The organism is Campylobacter sp. CH246 (genome assembly GCF_004378835.1).
GTDB classification, from domain to species: Bacteria; Campylobacterota; Campylobacteria; order Campylobacterales; family Campylobacteraceae; genus Campylobacter_D; species Campylobacter_D jejuni.
Map to the genome: position 1 here is coordinate 1 of NZ_RYYA01000003.1, position 20,791 is coordinate 20,791.

Consider the following 20,791-nt stretch of genomic DNA (forward strand, 5'->3'; position numbering starts at 1 on the left):
GGCGTGAGTAAGGTTGCACCGCTATATTTACTAAAATCACTGCCTTTAGGATCAACTAAAACAGGAATATTTAAAGCCTTAGCTTTTTTTATCACAGCCTTACAAACTTTAGGGGTTAAAACACCTTTGGCATAATCGCTTAAAACCACAGCCTTAAAGTCTTTAATCTTTTCATCAAACAAAGCAATAAGTTCATTTTCAAGCAAAATTGCACTTATGTCTTCTTCATCTAGTCTTAAAACCTGCTGATTGTGTGCCATAATGCGATTTTTAAAAGGGGTTTTGCGTCCTTTTTGGATCAAAAATTCTCCTTTTAAATTTTCTTGTAAAAATTTCCCACTCTTATCATCACCCACAACACCGAGCGCAAAAACATCAGCTCCCAAGCTTTTTAAATTTGCATAAACATTCGCAGCCCCGCCTAATCTTTTATCTTCTTTAAGGGTTTTAGCTACCAAAACAGGGGCTTCAGGACTGATACGCGAACAATCACACCAAGTGTAATTATCCACCATAAAATCCCCTATAATTAAAATTTTAGGTTTTTGCTGACTTAAAAACTCAAGCATTTACTTCCTTTTCAAAAAGTCTTTTTATCTCGCCTAAATAATCTTTTATACCCTCTTCTAAAGTGAATTTTGGCCGATAATCCCAAGTTTGATCTAGTTTTGCCTCGGTATGAAATTGATAAGATTTTACATAAGGATTTGGGATATATTCGCAAGGCAAATCAGTCTTTAACTCTTTTTGCAAAATATCAACTATATCTTGAAAAGTTCTTGCTTTACCACTGCCTACATTATAAACCCCGCATTTTGAATCAAGGGCGATTAAATTGGCACTAATAACATCTTTAATATAAGTAAAATCTCTATAAATTTGATCACTTCCTTCAAACAAGCATGGATTTTTTCCTGCTAAAATTTGATGGCCAAATTGCAAAACCATAGAAGCGGTTTTGTTTTTATAAAATTCGCCTTTTCCATAAACATTAAAATATCTAAGTCCTACCAAATGGGCTTTATCGTAGTATTTTTTCGCTAGTTTATCCATCATCAATTTTGAAAAAGCATAAGGATTTTTTGGTTTTTCATCTTTACCTACGGTTTGCGGACTTTTTGCATCGCCATAAACTGAAGCTGAACTTGCATAAATAAGCTTTGCATTAAGATCTATACTAAGTTCTATAAAATCTTTAAAAGTATTTAAATTGGTTTGCAAAACCTTAGTTTGATCAAAAACCGTAGTGTCTGAAATTGCTGCTTGATGAAAAATAATCTCTGGCTTAAAATCTTCAATTTTTTTTAAAACTTTTTCATCGTTAATATCACCTGCAAAAAGCTCTCCATCAAATTCAAGTAAATTTTTAAAATGCCCAAAACTTTGCAAATTTCCATTTTCAAAAGTCACACTGCTACGCATTTTATCAATGATTAAAATTTCATGTTTTTCTTGCAAATTTAAAGCTAGTTGCGAACCTATAAATCCTGCGCCACCTGTGATTGCTATTTTCATTTAAATGTCCTTTTCTTTAAAAAAGCTCAAAATTTCTTTTAAATTTTTAAATTGTCTAAAAAAATCACCTTCTTTTTTTTCTTCATTCACTAAAATCAAAGTGCCAATATCAGCATTTAATCCTGCTTGCATATCACTTAGATTATCTCCGATAAAGATAGAATTTTTCATATCTAAATCAAACTCATCTTTTGCTTTTAAAAGCATGCCTGCTTTAGGTTTGCGACACTCACAACCTTCTAAATGCGGACAATGATAAATTTTATCAATTTTTATATCTTGCTTGGCAAATTCTTTAAGCATATAATCACAAAGCTTAAAAAAATCACTTTCTTTATAATATCCTCTTGCAATGCCTGATTGGTTTGTCGCTATAAAAAGCAAATAATTTCTAGCTAAAAAATATCTACAAAGTTCAAAAATTCCATCACAAAATTCGAAATCTTCTATTTTATAGACATATTTTTTATCTATATTAATCACACCGTCTCTATCTAAAAATAATGCTTTTGTTTTCATAAAAACATTATAATATAGCTTTTTTAAAAAGAAAATAAACATTATCTTTAATTTCTTAAGATTTTTATTAAAAATAAAGATATATAATACCTAGCAATCTAATTTTTACTAAGGAGAAAACAAATGAAAAAATTATTAGTAGTTTCTGCTTTGGCATGTCTTGGCGTTTCTGCTTTTGCTGCAGATGGTGCTACACTTTTTAAAAAATGCGCAGTATGCCATGGTGCAAATGCTGACAAAGTTTACTTAAACAAAGTTCCAGCTTTAAAAACTCTTTCTTCTGCTGAAAGACTTCAATACATGAAAGAATATTCAGAAGGCAAAAGAAATGCTTATGGTCAAGGTGCGATCATGAAACTTAACCTTAAAGGTTTAACTGAAGAAGATTTTAAAGCTATCGAAGCTCATATTGAAACTTTAAAATAATTTCTAAAAAAGGCTTTCCTTTTTAAGAAAGCCTTTTTTTATCCAAAGCTTCTTTTTTACGTCTTTCTAATTCTATAGCATCACGTAAAGAATCCTCATCATCATTTAAAGTAGTAAATTTATAATCATCATCAAATTGCTTATTTTTAATCCCCCAAAGCAAAGTTGCCAAAATGATAAAAAACGCTAAGATAGAAACTCCTATCATCATCATGATTATACTATTCATTCTTTAATCCTTAAAGCATTTAAAACGACTATTATACTACTAAAAGACATAGAAATAGCAGCAAATAAAGGATTTATCATACCCAAAAAAGCCAAAGGTATGGTGCAAGCATTATAAAACAAAGAAAAAGCAAGATTTTGCTTGATAATTTTAAAGGTGTTTTTAGATAATTTGATGGCTTTTTTTAAAGAAAGCAAGTCATTTTTCAAAAGCAAAACATCACTACTTTCTATAGCTAGATCACTTCCTTCTCTTAAAGTCATTGAAACACTTGCGTATTTTAAAGCTAGTGCATCATTTACCCCATCACCTACAAATAAAACTTTGTAATTTTTACTTAAATTTTCTATAGTTTTCATCTTATCTTCAGGCAAACAAGAAGCTTGATAATTTTGAATTTCCAACTTTTTAGCGATTTTTTCCACTGCTTTTTGATGATCGCCACTGAGTATCATTAATTCTTTCTTTTCTTTTTTAAGATAAGCGATAAGCTCTTTTGCACCTTCTCTTAAAACACTATCAAACTCAAAAAAAGCTAAAATTTTACCTTCCTTGGCAAAAATAAAATGCGTATTATCAAATTCTTTAGCCACAATACCCTTTTCTTGCAAAAATTTAGAACTTCCGCCTAAAAGCAACTCTTCATTTAACTCAGCACTTAAACCTTTAGCTTGAATACTCGAATGCTTTTTAAAATCCAAATTTAAATCCTTAGCTCCTTTTTGCTTTAAATACGACGCAATATTTTGAGATATAGGATGTTTAGAAAGTTTTACAAAATTATAAAGCTCATTCAAATCAAGCGCTTTATCTAAAAAAACCTCTTTAAGTTCAAGCTCTATTTTGGTTAAAATACCCGTTTTATCAAACACCACACAATCACATTTGCTTAAATCCTCTATCACGCTAGAACTTTTAAACAAAATATGTTTTTTCAAAGCTCTACCTAAAGCTACAAGATTGCTCACGGGCGTTGCTAAAGCCAAAGCACAAGGACAAGCGATAATCAAAACTGCAATCGCATTAACTAAAGAAATTTCAAAACTCTCTTCCTTATAAAAAAACCAAAAAGCAAAACAAATAAAAGCAATCAATAAAACCGTTCTAGAAAAATAAGCCAAAAGACTATTAACCAAACTTTCAAGTTTTGCTTTTTTAGAGCTTGCAAGTTCTAAAAGCTGGATAATTTGACTGAGTTTTGAATCTTTGTAAAGCTTTGTTGCTTCATACTCCACACTTCCATCAAGCACTATACAAGCTGAAAAAATTTCATCTTCTTTTTGTATGAGTTTTGGGGTATTTTCTCCATTTAAAGAAGAAGTATCCACACTCATTTCACCACTTTTACAAATCCCATCGATTAAAATTTTATCTCCAGTTTTAAGCAAAATTCTATCTCCCAAACAAACCTTTTGCACTTCTTTAGGAGCAAATTCTTTACCATTGAAAACTAAAACTTCATTTTGTAAAAAATCATTAAGCCCATCTATGGTATCTAAAGCACGCTTTTTGCTAAACATCTCAAGATATTTTCCTATAAACACAAAGCAAATTATCATCGCCACAGAATCAAAATACACTTCCCCCACCCTAAAAAACATAGCCCATAAAGAATAAACATAAGCCAAACTCGCTCCGCTAATTACCAATACATCCATATTTAAACTATGCATTTTTAAAGTTTTAAAAGCACTTTTATAAAAATGAGATCCCGTATAAAAAAGCACAGGAGAACAAAGGATAAATTCAGCAAAATTTAAAATATCCTTAGTATCCTTATCCATACCGCTAAAAAATCCTGCGTATTTTGCCACTGCTATCCACATGATATTCATCACACAAGCTATAGCCACAACAAGCTTAGAATAAAATTCCCTTTTTAATAAATCCGCTTTTTTTGAAGCCTTGCTCGCATCATAAGCACTCGCTTTATAGCCTATACTTTCAATAAGTCTTAAAATTTGCACCAAAGAAATACTTTGCTCATCAAAAACAATGCGTGCTTTATGGCTTAAATGATTGATATCAAGTTCTAAAATTCCTTCTTGCTTGGTTAAAATTTTCTCATTAAGCCACACACAAGCTGCACATTCTATACCGTGTATCATGAGATAAATTTCACTAAATCCTTCTTTAGTTTTAGTAATAAACTCATCATAATTTTTCATTTCATTTTGAAAATTTACAGGGCTTAAAGTTTGATTTCCAAGCTTTTCATAAAACTCATCTAATCCACTTTCATGCAAAATTTCCCAAACGCTCTCACAACCTTTACAACAAAAAAATTTACCCTTATACTCTATCATTTGGGCTTGTTTATAATCAAGTTTGCAATGTTCACATTTCATAATCATTCTTTAAAAAAATATTTTTTATAATTATAAACAAATTTGACAAAAAGTGCATTTTTTTATTAAAATCACATTTTACAAAAATTATTCTGCTAAATCTTACGAGGACTTATGGAAAAAGAAAAAAAACAACATCAAAGAACCCACGTTCCAGTGGAAGGTTATAAAATCGAAGAATTAAAATTATTAGATTTAGAAAATCTAGTTAAAATCGCTAATGAATGTGAAATCGAAAACCCGAGAGAATTTCGCCGTCAAGAACTTATTTTTGAAATTTTAAAAGCACAAACAAAAAAAGGCGGTTTTATACTTTTTACAGGGATTTTAGAAATTTCTTCCGAAGGTTATGGCTTTTTAAGAGGTATGGACTCTAATCTTAGCGATAGTGTTAATGACGCTTATGTTTCAAATTCACAAATTAAAAAATTTGCTCTGCGTGTAGGCGATATCGTTACAGGACAAGTTAGAGAACCAAAAGATCAAGAAAAATACTACGCTCTTTTAAAAATCGAAGCGATCAATTATCTACCTTTACAAGAAGCCAAAGAAAGACCTTTGTTTGATAACTTAACCCCTATTTTTCCAACAGAAAAAATCAAACTCGAATACGATGCAATGAAGCTTACAGGTCGTGTTTTGGATCTTTTTACTCCTATAGGAAAAGGACAACGCGGGCTTATCGTTGCTCCACCACGCACAGGTAAAACAGAGCTTATGAAAGAACTTGCTACTGCTATTGCAAAAAACCACCCAGAAATGCATTTAATCGTACTTTTAGTCGATGAAAGGCCTGAAGAAGTTACCGATATGCAAAGATGTGTAAAAGGCGAAGTTTTTAGTTCTACTTTTGATTTACCTGCTTATAATCATGTGCGTGTAGCCGAACTCGTGATAGAAAAAGCCAAAAGAATGGTAGAAACAGGCAAAGATGTTATCATCTTACTTGATAGTATCACAAGACTGGCACGTGCTTATAACACCGCAACTCCAAGCAGTGGAAAAGTCCTAAGCGGCGGGGTGGATGCTAATGCCCTACACAAACCAAAACGCTTCTTTGGTGCAGCTAGAAATATAGAAAATGGAGGCTCTTTAACCATAGTTGCTACAGCTTTAATTGATACAGGTTCAAGAATGGATGATGTGATTTTTGAAGAATTTAAAGGCACAGGAAATAGCGAAATAGTTCTTGATAGAAATATCGCCGATAGAAGAATTTATCCTGCAATTAATATCATCAAATCAGGAACAAGAAAAGAAGAATTGCTCCAAGGCGTAGCAAATCTTCAAAAAATTTGGGCAATCCGTTCAGCGATTTCTCAAATGGATGATGTTGAAGCGTTGAAATTTTTATATTCTAAAATGCTTAAAACCAAAGACAATGTAGAACTTTTATCTATAATGAACGAGTAGAAAATGCTTCAAGCTTTAGCGATTAAATACAGACCAAAAACCTTTGATGAACTCATAGGACAAAAGACAGTTAGCGTAAGTTTAAAATACGCCCTAAATCATAATCGCTTAGCTCATGCTTATCTTTTTTCAGGACTTAGAGGAAGTGGAAAAACTTCAAGTGCTAGAATTTTTTCTCGTGCTTTAGTTTGCGAACAAGGACTAAGTGATACTCCATGTGGCACTTGCAAACACTGTCTTGCAGCACTTGAAGGCAAACATATAGACATTATAGAAATGGATGCTGCAAGCAACCGTGGGCTTGAAGATATACAAGCCTTAATCGAACAAACCAAATACACCCCTTCTATGGCAAGATTTAAAATTTTCATCATTGATGAAGTACATATGCTTACCCCACAGGCTGCAAATGCGCTTTTAAAAACCTTAGAAGAACCCCCAAGTTATGTTAAATTTATACTTGCAACCACAGATCCTTTAAAACTTCCAGCTACTGTGCTTTCAAGAACACAACATTTTCGCTTTAAACAAATTCCACAGAGTGAAATTTTAAATCATCTTAAAGAAATTTTACTTAAAGAAAATGTTAAATTTGAAGAAGAAGCTTTAAAATTTATAGCAAGAAGCGGCAATGGATCTTTAAGAGATACTTTAACCTTGCTTGACCAAGCTATTATTTTTTGTCAAAATGAAATCAGCATTAGTAAAATTACAGATATGTTAGGCTTTTTAGATCCTCAAAAAATCAAAGCCTTTTATCAGGCTATCTTAACAAAAGACAAGGAAAAAGTTTTTGCGTATTTAGAGGAATTACAAGACTATGAAGCCTCAAGCGTGATTGATGAAATGCTTTTTTATTTAAAAGAAAGTTTTTTTGCAAAAAGTACAGAATTTTCTACTTTAATTTATGAAAGATTTTTCCGTATTTTATCAAAAGCTAAGAATATGCTTTGCGATGATGATGGCTTTACGCTTTGTGTTATGGCTTTTATGATGATGGAAGCAAGTCATTTAAAAGAAATTGACGCACAAATCCAAGAAATCAAACAAGAAAATACAACAAATATTACACCTAAGATCACGCCTTCTCCTATCATGCCCAATCTTGAGAAAAAAACAGAAAAAAATGCTTATGAAATCTTGCTTGATAGTATTTATGATAGAGATTTTGATCTTGCAGAATGCTTTAAACAAAGCACGAAATTTATTAGTTTTGAAAACAATACTTTAAACATAAGCTCAAACGCACAAGGACAAAATCGCGATACGCTCAATAAAGGTTTTAAACTCATACAAGAACTTTTTAAAGCTAAATTTGGAGAAAATGCTAAAATTAATGTGCAAAAAGCACTAACAATTGACGAAAATAAGCTTCAATCCTTAACTCAAGAATTACCAAACAATGAAAATAAAAACATAGATATTCAAAGTTCTATTAATATGCTTAAAGAAGGGGCCAAAAAATTTGACCCACAAGAAGATCTTAAAGAGGCTCTTAAAGATTGTTTTGGAGAGCCTAGTATAGAAAATTAATCATCATTTTTAAGAGAGATGAAAATCAAAACTAAAAACATATAAGTTGCCAATCTTATAGCATCAGGTAAACTATTCCACACCTTACTCATCCACATTCCAAACCATTCTACAGCAACTACTTGGAAGACAAAAAACCATAAAATACAACCAACAAGTTAAAGAAATAATCCCAAAAACTTAGCATTATGAAAGCTTTGAGCATCTAAATTTCTAACTTTAAACATATCATAAGCACCTTTTTTAGAGCTGTTAAGGCAATAAAAGTTCAAAAAGAATAATTACTATAGCTTATATGATGAATCACAGGAGAAGTAATAGCCCTATAAACTAAATAAATCAGGCTTTATATCCATACTCATCACATACGAAACAAATTGGAAATTAGAATTGTAATCTGTCACATTTCCAAAAACCACTATACCTGCTAACGATGCAACGGTAAGCAAAATAATAATTTTTGAAAATCTAATCATTTTGCTTATGCAAAAACATTTTTGTTGCATTTATACTCTTTTAATAATATATTTTAGTAATATTAATTATATATAATATATTATTAATAAAAATTAAATTTTTAAATTCTTTTAAGTCTTAAAGAATTAAGCACCACGGTAACAGAGCTAAAACACATTGCAAGCGCTGCTATATGAGGACTTAAAGTGATAAAAGGCACAAATCCTGCCGCGATAGGAATGCAAAGTACATTATAAATAAAAGCCCAAAAAAGATTTAGCTTAATAATACCGCGTGTTTTTTTAGCAAGTTTAAAGCATTTAAAAATCGCTGATAAATCATCTTTTATCAAGATAAAATCTCCTGTTTTTTTAGCAAGTTCATTTGCTTTTGAAAAACTCATACTCACGCTTGCAGCAGATAAAGCCGCCGCATCATTGATCCCATCTCCTACAAAAAGAGTTTTTTCAAATTTTTGAATGATTTGTAGTTTTTCTTCACTCTTAAGTTGAGCGTGAAATTCGTCTATTTGTAATTCTTTGGCTATTTTTTCTACATTTTTTACATGATCACCACTTAAAATAAAAGTTTTAAGATTTTGCTTTTTTAAATTTAACACAAGCTCTTTAGCCCCATCTTTTAAAGCATTGCTTAACAAAACACCGCCTAAACACTTTTTATTCTTAGCAAAATACACCCTAACATATTCTTTAAAAGAATCAAAAAAGATATCACTTTCTTTTGTGTCAATTTCATTTTCGTGCAAAAACTTCGCACTACCTGCGAGATAAATATCATTATCTTCTTTGTATTTTATACCAGAACCCACAATCACTCTTCCCTCGCCCTTTAAATCAAAAATTTGATCTTTATGCAAAGCCTTAGCTATAGGATGAGAGCTTAAACTTTCAATTTGACATAATTTATCAAAATCATCTTTAGAAAGATTGTGTTTAAAAATACTCAAATTTTCCTTTGTTAATGTACCTGTTTTATCAAAAAAAGCATACTTAACTAAGGCTAATTTTTCTAAAGCAGCAGGATTTTTAATAAGAATGAAATTTTTTGCCGCATTTGCACTTGCCACAACCAAAGCTATAGGTGTTGCAAGCCCTAAAGCACAAGGACAAGAGATCAAAAGCACAGCACAAGAGTGTAAAAAAGCTGTATTCAAATCTGCTTTTAGCGCCCAAAAAACAAAAACTAAAAAAGCAAAAAATATTATACCCCCTACAAAGTATTTAGAAATTTGATCTGCTAAATTTGCCAAAGGACTTTTGATATTTCCTGCTTCAAAAACTAGATTTTTGATTTGTTCTAAAGTACTATCCATAGCCTTTTTATTTGCTTTGATCCTTAAAGCACCATTTAAAACTACTGCTCCTGCTTGAACTTCATCGCCTTCTTTTTTTAAAACAGGCAAAAACTCTCCATTTAAAAAACTCATATCAAGCTCTGCACTCCCTAAAAGCACTACTCCATCTGCGACAATGCTTTCTCCTTCTTTTACCAAAAGCACATCACCACTTTTGACAAAAGAACTTAAAATTTCTTTGATACTTTCATCTTCAAGCAAAATTTTTGTCTTTTTTGTGTCTATATTTTCTAAAATTCTTTGATAATCTTGTGCTTTAAATTTAGCCTTACTTTCAAGATATTTTCCTAAAAGCACAAAGGAAATAATCATCATTGCACCGCTAAAATACAAATCTTCTTCTTTAAAAATTTGCAAATACACCAAAAAAGAATACACAAAAGCACTCAAAGTCCCCAAAGCTACAAGGGTGTTCATATCTAAATTTTTACTTTTAAGTCCTAAAAAAGCATGAGAAAAAAAGTCTCTCCCACAATAAAATATCCCAAAAAAACTCAAAGCCATTTGGATATTTTGCGAAAAAGAACTTTTAACAAACATTTCAAAATACATAATAATCACACTCAAAACTATACTTAAGAGCAAATTTTTTCTTAATTCTAAGTGTTTTTTTACCTTGTATGCGTTTAAGCTTTGTTCATCTTCTAAAATTTCAAAGCCTAAATTTTTAATTTTTGCGATAATATCTTTGCGTTTTTCTTGATCTTCAAGTAAAAAAACCCCACTAGAATTCACATAAGAAACACTAGCATCTTTAACACCATCAATTTTTTTACAAGCTCTTTCTATAGCATTAGAACAATTAACGCAAGTCATTTTGCCTATTTTTATACGCAATTCTTCCATTATAAACGCTCTATGATCTCAAAACCTAAATCTTGAAATTCTTTTGTAAAATTTGATACTTGATTTTCTTCTAAATTTAAACTTAAAATTTTTTGCTCCAAATCCACTTCTATATTTCCAAATTCATCTTCAAGAGAATTTTTGATCAAATTTACACAATTCATGCAATTAACATTTTTTACTTTAAATTTCATTTTCGCTCCTTATAGGTTGTATAGTAATGTGCCCGATTTCAAATTCATGTAGTAATTTATGGGATAAATCCTGAGATAGTTTTTCAAATTCCTTTAGATCGCAAACTCTTACTTTTAAATGCATGGAAGCTACTAACATTTTATTGGTAATTTGAGTAATATGCAAATCCACCACCTCATCCACACTAGGATTTAAAAGCAAAACTTGTCTTACTTTTTCTATATCCACAGGAGAACTTTCAAGCAAGACATTAGCACTTTGTTTAAGCAAGATAATCGCCCATCTTAAAAGCAGGATTGATAATACAATAGCTAAAATCGTATCTATATAAACAATACCACTAAAATACACCACAATCCCACCTATAATAACCACTAAAGAACCCAATAAATCACTCATCATATGTAAAAAAGCGGACTTCATATTGACATTTTCTAAATTTGCACCCTTAAACATCATCAAAGCATTAATCCCATTTACCAAAAAGCCCAAAATAGCTACAATTATCATGGTTTTAGCGTCAATTTCTTTTGGATTGATAAATTTTTCTATAGCCTCATAAATGATAAATAAAGCCGATAAAATAATGGTTAAAGCATTGATAAAAGCCACTAAAACTTCAAGACGAAAATACCCAAAGGTCTTTTGATGATCTTGCCATTTTTCTACGGCTATAATGGCTAAAAAACTAAGAGCTAAGGCAAAAACATCAGAAAACATATGCAAAGTATCGCTTAAAAGTGCCAAAGAATTTGAAAGGATTGAATAAATAAATTGCACAAGCATCATAGAAAAAGTCATTAAAAGAGAAATTTTTAAAATCTTTTTATCCATACTCCTTGCATCAGCATGGGAATGATGATGTTCATGAGAATGTTCTTCGTGATTATGATGACAAGACTTGTTAGCTAAAGGCTCGTGTGATAAAAATTTATACATCTTATATCCTTTTTGCTTGACATTTTAAGATATTAAGCTAAAAAGGATATAAATATTTGTTATTTTTATAAAAATTAAAAGTCAAAAAGCTCGCCTAGCCAACTTTCTTTCTTTTTCTTTTTATAGTAATCATTATGCTGATGATAAGCTGAGTCATTATATCTTGACTCTTGTCTTGGAGCTTGGTTAAAATTTGCTGTATTAGGGACACTGCGTTCTATGATTTTGTCAAGTTCTCCACGATCAAGCCAAACGCCACGACACTTTGGACAATAATCAATCTCAACTCCACTCCTATCACTCATAACCAAATCTACATTACAAACTGGACATAACATACAATACCTTTTTTTTTAAATTTTTGATTTAAAATTATAAAAAGAAATATTAAACAAATTTACAACAAGTTTTAATGTTTTTTTGCATGTCTAGTCATCATAAAACTTTGTTCAAAAAATATAAGCAAGGTAACACTCACTCCTATAGCTAGAGCCAAAGTCACAGAAACAGTTGTAAAAAAATAATCAAAAAATTGAACTAAAAATTCAGACTTAGCCTTCAAATCATCACTGCGTATAAAAGAAATAAGATACAAAATCGCTTTATAAGCATAAATTCCAGGTATCATAGGAATAAGAGCAGGGAAAGCGATAATTTCAGCAGGAGTTTTGATGATTTTTGCTAAAACAATTCCTAAACATCCTATGCAAAATGAAGCAACAAAAGTTGCAATTGCTAAAGTTTGAAAATGAAAATATTCCACCAAGGTAAAACGAAGCCCATGTGCAATTGCCGCTAAAAGAGCAGATAAAATAAGGGTTTTTAAAGGTGGATTACAAGCATAAGCAAAGCCAAATCCCGCCACAGCAGCAAAAAACATATCTCTTAAAATAAATTCAATCATCTTAAAATCCCAAAATCCGAAATACTAAGCGTCATGTAAATTCCAAGTGCTATACAACAAATCAAAATAGCCACGCTGATAATACGGCTAAGCCCCATTAAAATATGATCTTTTAATATATCAATCACAGAATTTATAAAAAATACTCCTGGTATAAGATACAAGATACTAGAACCCAAAGCCACATCAGAAGTATTGGTATATCCCATATCCAGTCCAAAAAATACAAACCATGATGAGATAAAAGAACAAAGGATGTATTGAATTCTTAAATCAATCTTTGCTTTAGTTAAAATATATCTTAATAACAATCCCACAAAAGTTGCAAAAAATACTAAATTTCCAGCACCAAAATCACCACCAAAAAGCCTGCAAAAAGCCGAATTTGCCATAGAAACAAATAAAAGATTAAGCAAATAAGAATGCTTTTTTTGTTGAGAAATTTGCTCAAAAACGACTTTTGCTTTTTCAAGATCGTATTTGTGATCATATATAGCCCAGCTTAAAGCACTTAAATCAAAAATAAGCTTAAAATTAACATGGGCATGATGATTGGGTATAACATAAGTTCTTTGAATGGAGTTATCATCCATATCTACAACATTTAAAGTAATATGATGAAAAAAGAAATTGATATTTATCTCATAGCCATAAACCTCAGCTATTCTTCCTACGCATTTTGCCACCCTAGCTGTATAAGTTCCAGCACCTAGCAAAGTTTTAGTATATACGATTAAAAAATTAGTTAATCTTTGTATATCAGGTTTTTCCATATTTTAATAATCTTTGATTGAATTTGTTATAATTATAGCAAATTTTAAAATAAATAAGGAGAAAAAATGGCAAAAATCGGTATAGTTGGTTTAGGTTATGTAGGAGCTGCTAGTGCTTATAGCATAGTTACTCAAGGAATTTGTTCAGAACTTTACTTATATGATATAAAACAAGATTTAGCTCTAGCTCATGCAAGAGATTTGGAAGATATGTCAGCCATTCATTTTTCTTATACAAAAATTTTTCATGTGCCAAATTTAGAAAATTTAGCTTCTTGCGATATTATCATTTTAGCTTTTAGAAAAGAAAGCTTAAAAGAACTACCTAGTCGCTTAGTAGAACTTCAAAACAATATCCTCGAACTTAAAGACATTGTCTTAACCTTAAAAAATGCTAATTTTAAAGGCAAATACATTGTCGCAACAAATCCAAATGACACCATAACTTACTACACTCAAGTATTAAGCCAATTACCTAAAAATCATGTTTTTGGTAGTGGAACAAATTTAGATAGTTCAAGACTTAAGAAATTTTTAGCCAAAGATTTAAACATAAATTCAAAAGATATTTTTGCTTGTATGATTGGTGAACATGGAGATTCTCAGTTTGCAGCACTTTCTAATGCAAGCGTTTTAGGACAAAATTTATTAGATTTTTATAAGCAAAAATTAGGCAAAGATTTAGACATACAAGAACTCGAAAAAGCCGTGATTAGCGAGGGATATTTCATCTATGAACGCAAAGGAAGAACAGAATTTGGCATAGGAACTTCTTGTGTAAATTTGGCCAAAGCCATCCTAGAAGATAGAAAAAGTTTACATCCTGTAAGTGTGGTTTTTGATGATATAGCTTTTTCAATGCCCGCTATCATAGGAAAAGATGGTATAGAAAAGGTTTTTGAATTAAAATTCAATGAAAAAGAAAAAATAAAATTAGAAAATTCAAAACAACAAATCAAAAACGCCATACAAAGCGTAAAAGATAAAATTTAAGCCTTTTTAAAAGGCTTTTTGATTTTGATATAAATTAAACTTGCTAAAATCACAAAAACAATTATAATGATTAAAATTTGAGTTAAATAAGTTTTAATCAACTCTTCATTTTGTCCTATATAATAACCCAAAAATACAAGTATAGCCACCCAAATAGCACTACCAAGTGCAGTAAAAAGTATAAAATTTATAAGTTTCATTTTTACCAAACCTGCAGGCATAGAGATGTACTGACGAATCCCTGGTAAAAGACGACAAGTAAAGGTTGAAAATTCCCCGTGTTTGTTAAAAAAATCTTCAAATTTAGCAAATTTAGCTTCATTTATACCAAAATACTTACCCCATTTTAATACAAAATTTTTACCCCAAAAAAAGCAAATATAATAATTAATCAAAGCCCCTAAAACAGAACCTAAAGTCCCACTAAGTATACAAAGAGTGATATCAAGTTCGCCTTTATGTGCCAAATATCCAGCAGGTATCATAACAACTTCACTTGGAAAAGGTATAAAACAACTCTCTAAAGTCATTAAGATAATAATACCCAAATACCCCCAAGCACTAGCCGTCTCAACAATAAAAGAAATGATTTCTTGCATGTTAGCCTTATTTGAAGAAAATTTTAAAAAATTGTAGCTTAAAAGATTAAACAGTAAAAAGCGGTTTTACACCGCTTTTTTTATTTACCTGCAACTGAAACTTGATTTGGATTGTCTGCTGCACGAGCGATCATACACTCTTTTAAAACAGCAGCATCAGCTGGATCGCTAACTTTTTTATTAATCCAGCGTTCAACTTGTTTCATTGTTTTTGACTCTGGCTCTGGAGCTTCGTATTTTGCCATCAAACTTGCACAATCAGCCAAAGCAATGATAGGTAATAAACTTGCAAAAAGTATTTTTCTCATCTTTTGCTCCTTAGAATTTTACATTATACATTAACATGATATTATCAGCTCTTGCTTTATCTTTTTTCACTCCACCAAATGGTAAGCCACGATTACCCCAAATGTTTTGGATATTAGTATAACTTAAGCGTAAGAATTGATATCTATCGAGTTGATAAATCACATAAAAATCATGTGCCGTTCCTCTTGTCATTCTTATATTAAGCGGATCGTTGATACTTGGACGGCTCATAGTATACCAATATCTACTTCCCCAGAAGAACTCATACCCTACTTTTAAAGCCTTAGTAAAATCATAGCGTCCGCCTACATGCACAGCATAACCGTCTTTTTCATTAAATTCCAATTGAGATTGCACAGCAGGAATTGCACTTAGAGTATGCGCATTTGTTCCGTTAGAATACCCTAAAGATACAAAATAATTAAAATTTGTACCAAAAGCATTGTAGTTTTCAAAATGAATATTTGCTAAAGTTAAATTTCCTAGATTATAAACACCATCTGGTAAAACATTAACCAAAGCACCGTTTTGGCCAGGAATATTGATTTCTGGAAGTGGTAATGCAAAATCAGTCATATGAGCCACATTGAAGATAATAAGATTATCTCCCATACCTTCTATAGGAAGCTCTCCCTCTACTGCAGCATAGTAAAGATTTGCATCAGCATCTTTTTGATCGCTCATCCAGTCTCTTACCTTACCTTCTTCATCCCATTGATAAGTTTTGCCATAAGCTGCACGGATAGCTACTTTATGATCTTGCAAACTTTCAGGTTTATAAGTGATCACTGCTGCATCACCTAGAGCATTAATCGCTAAGGCTGGATAAGTGGATTGTCTTAGAGCATTGTTTCTAAGATTACTTCCTGGGCCATCGGTTCCTGGCTGTCTTCCTACAGTCGCAATCCATTCAGGTGTGATGTAGTAGTCAAGATAAGCTCTATCTACATAAAGTACAGGCCCGCTTGATCTTGTGTTTCTTCCTGCATCTAAGTCATAAGGAGTACCACTCCAACCCATTTGAGACCAATTTTTAGCCATAGATAAACGACCATAGAATTTGGTTTTATCATTAATATCAGCATTCATATTTAAATGAAGCTCATTCATCCATTTGTTATTAGCACTATAATCTTGTCCGTCAACTTTATAGTTTGTATTTGAAACTGCTGTTGAAAACTCAAGTCCAAATTTAACCTTGCTCAAAGCAGCTTGGAATTCTGTTTCATCGGCTCTATCATTAAGATCAGCAAGTTCAGCTTTTACAGCTTCATTTTGCTTAGCTTGAGCTTCCCTTTCTTTTCTGATTTGTGCAAGTTCAGCTTGAATTTGTGCAAGCTGTTTTTGAAGTTTGGTTATCTCATCATCTGTATTTTTAGCAAAAAGTGAAGATGAAAGAAGACAAGCACTTAAAATAAGTGAAAACTTAGTTTTCATAATCATAACTCCTTGTAATTTTGTTACATTTGGCAAATTAAAATTGTGATTATAGAAAAAAAAGTTTAAAAAAAAATTATACATTAATCATTTTTAGCTAGTCAAACTTATGACTAGCTTTGTAAATATTGTAGTTTCAAAAAAGTTTTAAAATTTTAAATTTTTAAATTTTATCGCAAATTTTTATGTCTAAAATTTTATCTCCTTGGCGTATAGAGTCTAAAACTTCTAAACTTTCTTCATCTTTTGGATCAATTTGCCCAAAAACAGTATGAACCCCATCTAAATGAGCTTGAGGGCTGTGACAAATGAAAAATTGAGAACCACCCGTATCGCGTCCTGCGTGTGCCATAGATAAGGTTCCACGCTCATGTTTATGCTCTTGATCATCACATTCGCAAATGATTTCATATCCAGGCCCACCTACACCATTGCCGTGTGGACAACCCCCTTGTATGACAAAATTTGGGATTACACGATGAAAATTTAAATCTTTATAAAATCCCTCATTAGCCAAAGTAGCAAAATTACAAACCGTTTGCGGAGCCTCATCGCCAAAAAGTTTTAATTTCATTGTGCCTTTTTCAGTTTCTATAAGAGCAAATTTGTATTCATTTACTTTGCTTGTGTCGATTGTTTTTATCATTATTTCTCCTTAATCTATATTTGTATAAACAGCTTGAACATCATCATCATCTTCTAACTTATCTAAAAGTTTTTCTATATCGCTAAGCTGTTCTTCGCTAAAGCTTACAGGATTGTTTGGTATATACTCAAGTCCTGCTTTTTTAAGAACTAAACCCTTAGTCTCTATAGCAGAACTTAGCTCACCAAAGGCAGTATAATCACCGCTAATTACTAACTCTTCTTCATTTTGTTCTAATTCTTCAAGCCCTGCATCGATCAAATCAAGTTCTAATTCTTCTAAATCTCCTGCAAATTTTTCAAGATGAAAAACCGCTTTTCTAGTAAACATAAAGCCTAAAGATCCATTTTGTAAAACTTCTCCACCATTTTTGCTAAAAATGGCTTTAACATTAGCCACGGTGCGCGTAGGGTTATCGCTCATACATTCAACTATAACCAAAGCTCCATGTGCAGCTTTTCCTTCATAATGAATGTTTTTAATATCTGCGCTATCTTTTCCACTCGCACGCTTAATAGCCGCATCTATATTATCTTTTGGCATATTATTTGCTTTTGCTGTGGCTATAGCACTTCTTAATTTTGGATTCATATCAGGATCGGTGCCACCTTCTTTAGCAGCTACTTGTATGGCTTTAGCAAGCTTAGGAAAAAGCTTACTCATTTTATCCCATCTAGCCTCTTTAGAAGCTCTTCGGTATTCAAACGCTCGTCCCATAAATTCTCACTTTCTTTAAAGATTTTTAAACTTAAAAGTATAAACTAAAAAGGCTAATTAAAGCTTTAAATGGTATGATTTTACCATTTATTTTTAGGGAGAAGCTTTTTGAATATCGCAAAAAAAGAACTTTTTGTTGCTTGGTTTTTCTTGATTGCTGCTATTGTATTTGAAGTTTTAGGTACTAGTTTTTTAAAAATGGAAAATCAAATTTTAGGCTATATATTTATGGCTTTATTTATAGCTTTTTCTTATTTTTTTATGGGCAAGGCGATTAAAAAAATTCAAGTAGGCATAGCCTATGCTGTATGGGAACTTTTAGGGATTATTCTTATACTTTTAGTTTCTTTTATAGTTTTTAAAGAGAGTTTAACCTTAACTCAAATTTTAGGCATTGTTCTTTCTATCGTTGGAATTATCATGATTAATATAGGCGAGGTTAAAGAATAATGTATATTTTTATTATTGTTCTATCGGCATTGTTAGATATCGTAGCAAATTTATTGCTAAAAAAATCAGATGGTTTTAAGAATAAAATTTGGGGCTTAGCTGCGATTGTTAATGCTATACTTGCTTTTTTTCTACTTTCTTTTTCTTTAAAATATGTTCCTTTAAGCATAGCTTACTCAACTTGGGGTGCTATAGGCATCATAGGAACTTGTCTTGGTGGATGGATTTTATATAAAGAAAAATTAAACAAAATAGGAATTTTAGGTATCATTATCGTGATAATAGCAGTATTTTTACTAAACTATTAAAACAGCAAAATGCGGTTTTAATGTTCCATTTTGTTTTTTGCTTCAATACCCATTAAAGAAAATGCGGTTTTAATACTAAGAGCAACCAAAGAAAATAATTTAAGCAAATCATTTTCATTTGCAGAGCCTACAACTTTATTTTCATTGTAGAATTTATGAAAATTTGCAGCTAAATTTTTAAGATAATCAGGAATTTTTTGCAAAGCTCTAGCCTCAAAAGCATCGTTTAAAACAGCCTTTAAATTCAAAGCTTCAAAAAGCAAATTTACGCCATCTTGATTTAAACTTTGTAAATCAGCTTTCATTACATCATCGATTTTTTTACCAGCTTTAGCAAATACTTGATGAATTCTAGCGTGTGCATAGTTGATATAATACACAGGATTAGAACTATCTTCTTTTTGCAAATCACTAATATCAAATTCCAAATGCGTATCGCATTTTTTGCTCAAAAAGATATAACGCAAAGCATCACTTCCTATCTCATTAACCACATCGCTCATCAAGATAAAATTTCCTGCTCTTTTACTCATTTTATAAGGTTCTCCATCTTTAAGTAGGGAAACCATTTGTGCTAAAATAATCTCAAGATTATTAGAGTCAAATCCCAAAAATTCCATCGCAGCTTTCATTCTAGGGATATAACCATGATGATCTGCTCCCCAAATATTAATACACTTTCCATAACCACGACTCATTTTATCTTTATGATAAACAATATCTGCTGCCAAATAAGTCCCGCGTCCATCTTCACGGATAATTACCCTATCTTTTTCATCGCCTTTTTGCGAAGAAGCAAGCCAAATTTTACCTTCTTGCTCGTAAATTCCTTTATGCTCTTTTAAAGATTCTAAAGTTGCATTTAAAGCATCATAATACAATCTTTCGCTTACATAGCTGTCAATTTTAATCTTTGCTTGTTCTAAATTTTGTTTAATCAAAACAAGCATTTTATCTTTTGCCCAATCAGCCAAACTAGGGATATTTTCTTGGCTAAAAAATTCTTTACCAAATTTTTCAAAAGCTTCTTTTGCTAAATCTGCTATATACTCGCCTTTGTAATATTGCTCTGGATATTCAACATTTTCATGAAGTATATTTTCTTTCACGCTTAGTAAAATAGAAAGCCCTAGTAAATAAATTTGATTACCCGCATCATTGACATAGTATTCTGTATCAAATTTATAACCCAAATGTCTTGCAAGTCTTGTTAAGGTGTCTCCAAAAACAGCGCCTCTTGCATGTCCTATGTGTAAAGGTCCAGTAGGATTTGCACTCACATATTCAAGCAAAAAACTTTCTTGTTTTTTTTCTCCTTTAGTAAAATCATTTGGATTTGCTAGAGCCTGATTTGCAAGTTCATTTAAAAAAGTTTTGGAAATTCTAAAATTTAAATACCCATTTACAGCTTCAACTGATTCAAAACAATCATGATTTTGAAATTTGCTCGCTAAGTCGCTAGCGATCAACATAGGGGATTTTTTTAATTCCTTAGCCAGTGAAAAAGCCAAAGGGGTAGCAAAATGTGCTAAATTTTTATCCTTTGGATTTTCAAGTGCAAAATCACACTCTAAAATCTTTTTAATTTCATTAAAAATAATACTTTTCAAAAGACTAAACCTTAAGCTTTTTTTGTTTCGTCTATACTTGCATCAGCATTTGTATTATTAGTTGTGTTTTTGTTTTCTTCTATTTTTTGAGTATTTTTTGCTACTTCATCATCATTATTCATTTCATCTTTAAAAGTTTTAATACCTTTGCCTAAACCCTTTGCAAGTTCTGGAATTTTTTTTGCTCCAAAAAGCAATACAACAATCAATAAAATAATCAACCAATGACTTGGACTTGACCAACCACCCAT

At 31.3% G+C, this 20,791-nt stretch carries 26 protein-coding genes; 6 read left to right on the forward strand and 20 right to left on the reverse strand.

Annotated elements, in window-relative coordinates; all coding sequences use genetic code 11:
* The 3 genes from ELQ06_RS03100 to gmhB all read right to left on the reverse strand — a co-directional run.
* Nucleotides 1–569 (reverse strand): PfkB family carbohydrate kinase (locus ELQ06_RS03100; protein WP_243833222.1); only part of this gene is annotated, 569 nt, incomplete at its 3' end.
* A complete protein-coding gene (rfaD, locus tag ELQ06_RS03105; RefSeq protein WP_052797650.1) occupies nucleotides 562–1,515 on the reverse strand; it encodes an ADP-glyceromanno-heptose 6-epimerase in 954 nt (317 codons plus the stop codon). The genes ELQ06_RS03100 and rfaD, both read right to left, overlap by 8 nt.
* Nucleotides 1,516–2,076, reverse strand: coding sequence for a D-glycero-alpha-D-manno-heptose-1,7-bisphosphate 7-phosphatase (gmhB, locus tag ELQ06_RS03110; RefSeq protein ID WP_002878815.1), 561 nt, complete (start codon nucleotides 2,074–2,076; stop codon nucleotides 1,516–1,518).
* 81 nt (nucleotides 2,077–2,157) lie between these two features.
* Here gmhB and ELQ06_RS03115 point away from each other — a divergent pair, with 81 nt between their 5' ends.
* On the forward strand, nucleotides 2,158–2,460 hold the full coding sequence (locus ELQ06_RS03115; RefSeq protein ID WP_002852762.1) for a cytochrome c: 303 nt from the start codon (nucleotides 2,158–2,160) through the stop codon (nucleotides 2,458–2,460).
* A 22-nt stretch (nucleotides 2,461–2,482) separates the two neighbouring features.
* On the opposite strand, the gene ccoS is transcribed toward ELQ06_RS03115, so the two are convergent.
* Together ccoS and ELQ06_RS03125 are read right to left on the reverse strand one after the other, a co-directional pair.
* Entirely contained in the window at nucleotides 2,483–2,689 is a 207-nt protein-coding gene (gene ccoS / locus ELQ06_RS03120; RefSeq protein ID WP_002852798.1) for a cbb3-type cytochrome oxidase assembly protein CcoS, read from the reverse strand.
* Complete coding sequence (locus ELQ06_RS03125) at nucleotides 2,686–5,043, reverse strand: heavy metal translocating P-type ATPase (RefSeq protein WP_079460086.1); 2,358 nt, start codon at nucleotides 5,041–5,043, stop codon at nucleotides 2,686–2,688. Before ELQ06_RS03125 ends, ccoS begins: the two co-directional genes overlap by 4 nt.
* 108 nt (nucleotides 5,044–5,151) lie before the next feature.
* Here ELQ06_RS03125 and rho point away from each other — a divergent pair, with 108 nt between their 5' ends.
* Entirely contained in the window at nucleotides 5,152–6,450 is a 1,299-nt protein-coding gene (gene rho, locus ELQ06_RS03130) for a transcription termination factor Rho (RefSeq protein ID WP_002852852.1), read from the forward strand.
* A 3-nt stretch (nucleotides 6,451–6,453) separates the two neighbouring features.
* Complete coding sequence (locus ELQ06_RS03135; RefSeq protein ID WP_052797649.1) at nucleotides 6,454–7,983, forward strand: DNA polymerase III subunit gamma/tau; 1,530 nt, start codon at nucleotides 6,454–6,456, stop codon at nucleotides 7,981–7,983.
* Here the strand turns inward: ELQ06_RS03135 and ELQ06_RS09030 are convergent.
* From ELQ06_RS09030 to ELQ06_RS03180, 8 genes are all read right to left on the reverse strand, one after another.
* Complete coding sequence (locus ELQ06_RS09030) at nucleotides 7,980–8,129, reverse strand: DUF2165 family protein (RefSeq protein ID WP_167843437.1); 150 nt, start codon at nucleotides 8,127–8,129, stop codon at nucleotides 7,980–7,982. The two genes, ELQ06_RS03135 and ELQ06_RS09030, sit on opposite strands and share 4 nt — an antisense overlap.
* 177 nt (nucleotides 8,130–8,306) lie before the next feature.
* Nucleotides 8,307–8,459, reverse strand: coding sequence for a DUF2165 family protein (locus tag ELQ06_RS03150; protein ID WP_079743284.1), 153 nt, complete (start codon nucleotides 8,457–8,459; stop codon nucleotides 8,307–8,309).
* A 101-nt stretch (nucleotides 8,460–8,560) separates the two neighbouring features.
* Nucleotides 8,561–10,660: a copper-translocating P-type ATPase CopA gene (copA, locus tag ELQ06_RS03155; RefSeq protein WP_052797647.1), complete on the reverse strand. Its 2,100-nt coding sequence runs from the start codon at nucleotides 10,658–10,660 to the stop codon at nucleotides 8,561–8,563.
* Nucleotides 10,660–10,854: a cation transporter gene (locus tag ELQ06_RS03160; protein ID WP_002870481.1), complete on the reverse strand. Its 195-nt coding sequence runs from the start codon at nucleotides 10,852–10,854 to the stop codon at nucleotides 10,660–10,662. The genes copA and ELQ06_RS03160 overlap by 1 nt, the downstream gene beginning before the upstream one ends.
* Entirely contained in the window at nucleotides 10,844–11,794 is a 951-nt protein-coding gene (gene czcD / locus ELQ06_RS03165; RefSeq protein ID WP_052797646.1) for a CDF family cation-efflux transporter CzcD, read from the reverse strand. The genes ELQ06_RS03160 and czcD overlap by 11 nt, the downstream gene beginning before the upstream one ends.
* Before the next feature lie 74 nt (nucleotides 11,795–11,868).
* Complete coding sequence (locus tag ELQ06_RS03170) at nucleotides 11,869–12,132, reverse strand: zf-TFIIB domain-containing protein (protein ID WP_002831611.1); 264 nt, start codon at nucleotides 12,130–12,132, stop codon at nucleotides 11,869–11,871.
* A gap of 71 nt (nucleotides 12,133–12,203) precedes the next feature.
* A complete protein-coding gene (locus ELQ06_RS03175; protein ID WP_002831613.1) occupies nucleotides 12,204–12,698 on the reverse strand; it encodes a threonine/serine exporter family protein in 495 nt (164 codons plus the stop codon).
* On the reverse strand, nucleotides 12,695–13,471 hold the full coding sequence (locus ELQ06_RS03180; protein WP_002853925.1) for a threonine/serine exporter ThrE family protein: 777 nt from the start codon (nucleotides 13,469–13,471) through the stop codon (nucleotides 12,695–12,697). Before ELQ06_RS03180 ends, ELQ06_RS03175 begins: the two co-directional genes overlap by 4 nt.
* Before the next feature lie 66 nt (nucleotides 13,472–13,537).
* On the opposite strand from ELQ06_RS03180, the gene ELQ06_RS03185 reads away from it, so the two are divergent.
* The gene (locus ELQ06_RS03185; protein ID WP_002859260.1) at nucleotides 13,538–14,464 is read left to right on the forward strand and encodes an L-lactate dehydrogenase; all 927 of its coding nucleotides are present in this window, start codon (nucleotides 13,538–13,540) and stop codon (nucleotides 14,462–14,464) included.
* Here the strand turns inward: ELQ06_RS03185 and ELQ06_RS03190 are convergent.
* The 5 genes from ELQ06_RS03190 to ELQ06_RS03210 form a co-directional block, all read right to left on the reverse strand.
* Nucleotides 14,461–15,063, reverse strand: a complete 603-nt coding sequence (locus ELQ06_RS03190; protein ID WP_052781699.1) for a DedA family protein — start codon at nucleotides 15,061–15,063, stop codon at nucleotides 14,461–14,463. The two genes, ELQ06_RS03185 and ELQ06_RS03190, sit on opposite strands and share 4 nt — an antisense overlap.
* Nucleotides 15,064–15,143: 80 nt before the next feature.
* Nucleotides 15,144–15,371 carry a hypothetical protein gene (locus ELQ06_RS03195; protein ID WP_002822505.1) on the reverse strand — a complete coding sequence of 76 codons (228 nt, stop codon included), beginning with the start codon at nucleotides 15,369–15,371 and terminating at the stop codon, nucleotides 15,144–15,146.
* 10 nt (nucleotides 15,372–15,381) lie between these two features.
* On the reverse strand, nucleotides 15,382–16,809 hold the full coding sequence (locus tag ELQ06_RS03200; RefSeq protein ID WP_134237465.1) for a DUF3373 family protein: 1,428 nt from the start codon (nucleotides 16,807–16,809) through the stop codon (nucleotides 15,382–15,384).
* Nucleotides 16,810–16,972: 163 nt separating this feature from the next.
* A complete protein-coding gene (locus tag ELQ06_RS03205) occupies nucleotides 16,973–17,455 on the reverse strand; it encodes a peptidylprolyl isomerase (protein WP_002822502.1) in 483 nt (160 codons plus the stop codon).
* 9 nt (nucleotides 17,456–17,464) lie between these two features.
* On the reverse strand, nucleotides 17,465–18,172 hold the full coding sequence (locus tag ELQ06_RS03210; RefSeq protein WP_002787769.1) for a YebC/PmpR family DNA-binding transcriptional regulator: 708 nt from the start codon (nucleotides 18,170–18,172) through the stop codon (nucleotides 17,465–17,467).
* Nucleotides 18,173–18,280: 108 nt separating this feature from the next.
* Between ELQ06_RS03210 and ELQ06_RS03215 the strand changes: the two genes are divergently transcribed.
* Nucleotides 18,281–18,622, forward strand: a complete 342-nt coding sequence (locus tag ELQ06_RS03215; protein WP_002777281.1) for a multidrug efflux SMR transporter — start codon at nucleotides 18,281–18,283, stop codon at nucleotides 18,620–18,622.
* Nucleotides 18,622–18,930, forward strand: coding sequence for a multidrug efflux SMR transporter (locus ELQ06_RS03220; protein ID WP_002777309.1), 309 nt, complete (start codon nucleotides 18,622–18,624; stop codon nucleotides 18,928–18,930). Before ELQ06_RS03215 ends, ELQ06_RS03220 begins: the two co-directional genes overlap by 1 nt.
* A 17-nt stretch (nucleotides 18,931–18,947) precedes the next feature.
* On the opposite strand, the gene argS is transcribed toward ELQ06_RS03220, so the two are convergent.
* Both argS and ELQ06_RS03230 read right to left on the reverse strand, forming a co-directional pair.
* Nucleotides 18,948–20,540 (reverse strand): arginine--tRNA ligase, encoded by a 1,593-nt coding sequence (gene argS, locus ELQ06_RS03225; RefSeq protein ID WP_052797645.1) that lies wholly within the window; start codon nucleotides 20,538–20,540, stop codon nucleotides 18,948–18,950.
* An 11-nt stretch (nucleotides 20,541–20,551) separates the two neighbouring features.
* Complete coding sequence (locus ELQ06_RS03230) at nucleotides 20,552–20,791, reverse strand: twin-arginine translocase TatA/TatE family subunit (RefSeq protein WP_002852866.1); 240 nt, start codon at nucleotides 20,789–20,791, stop codon at nucleotides 20,552–20,554.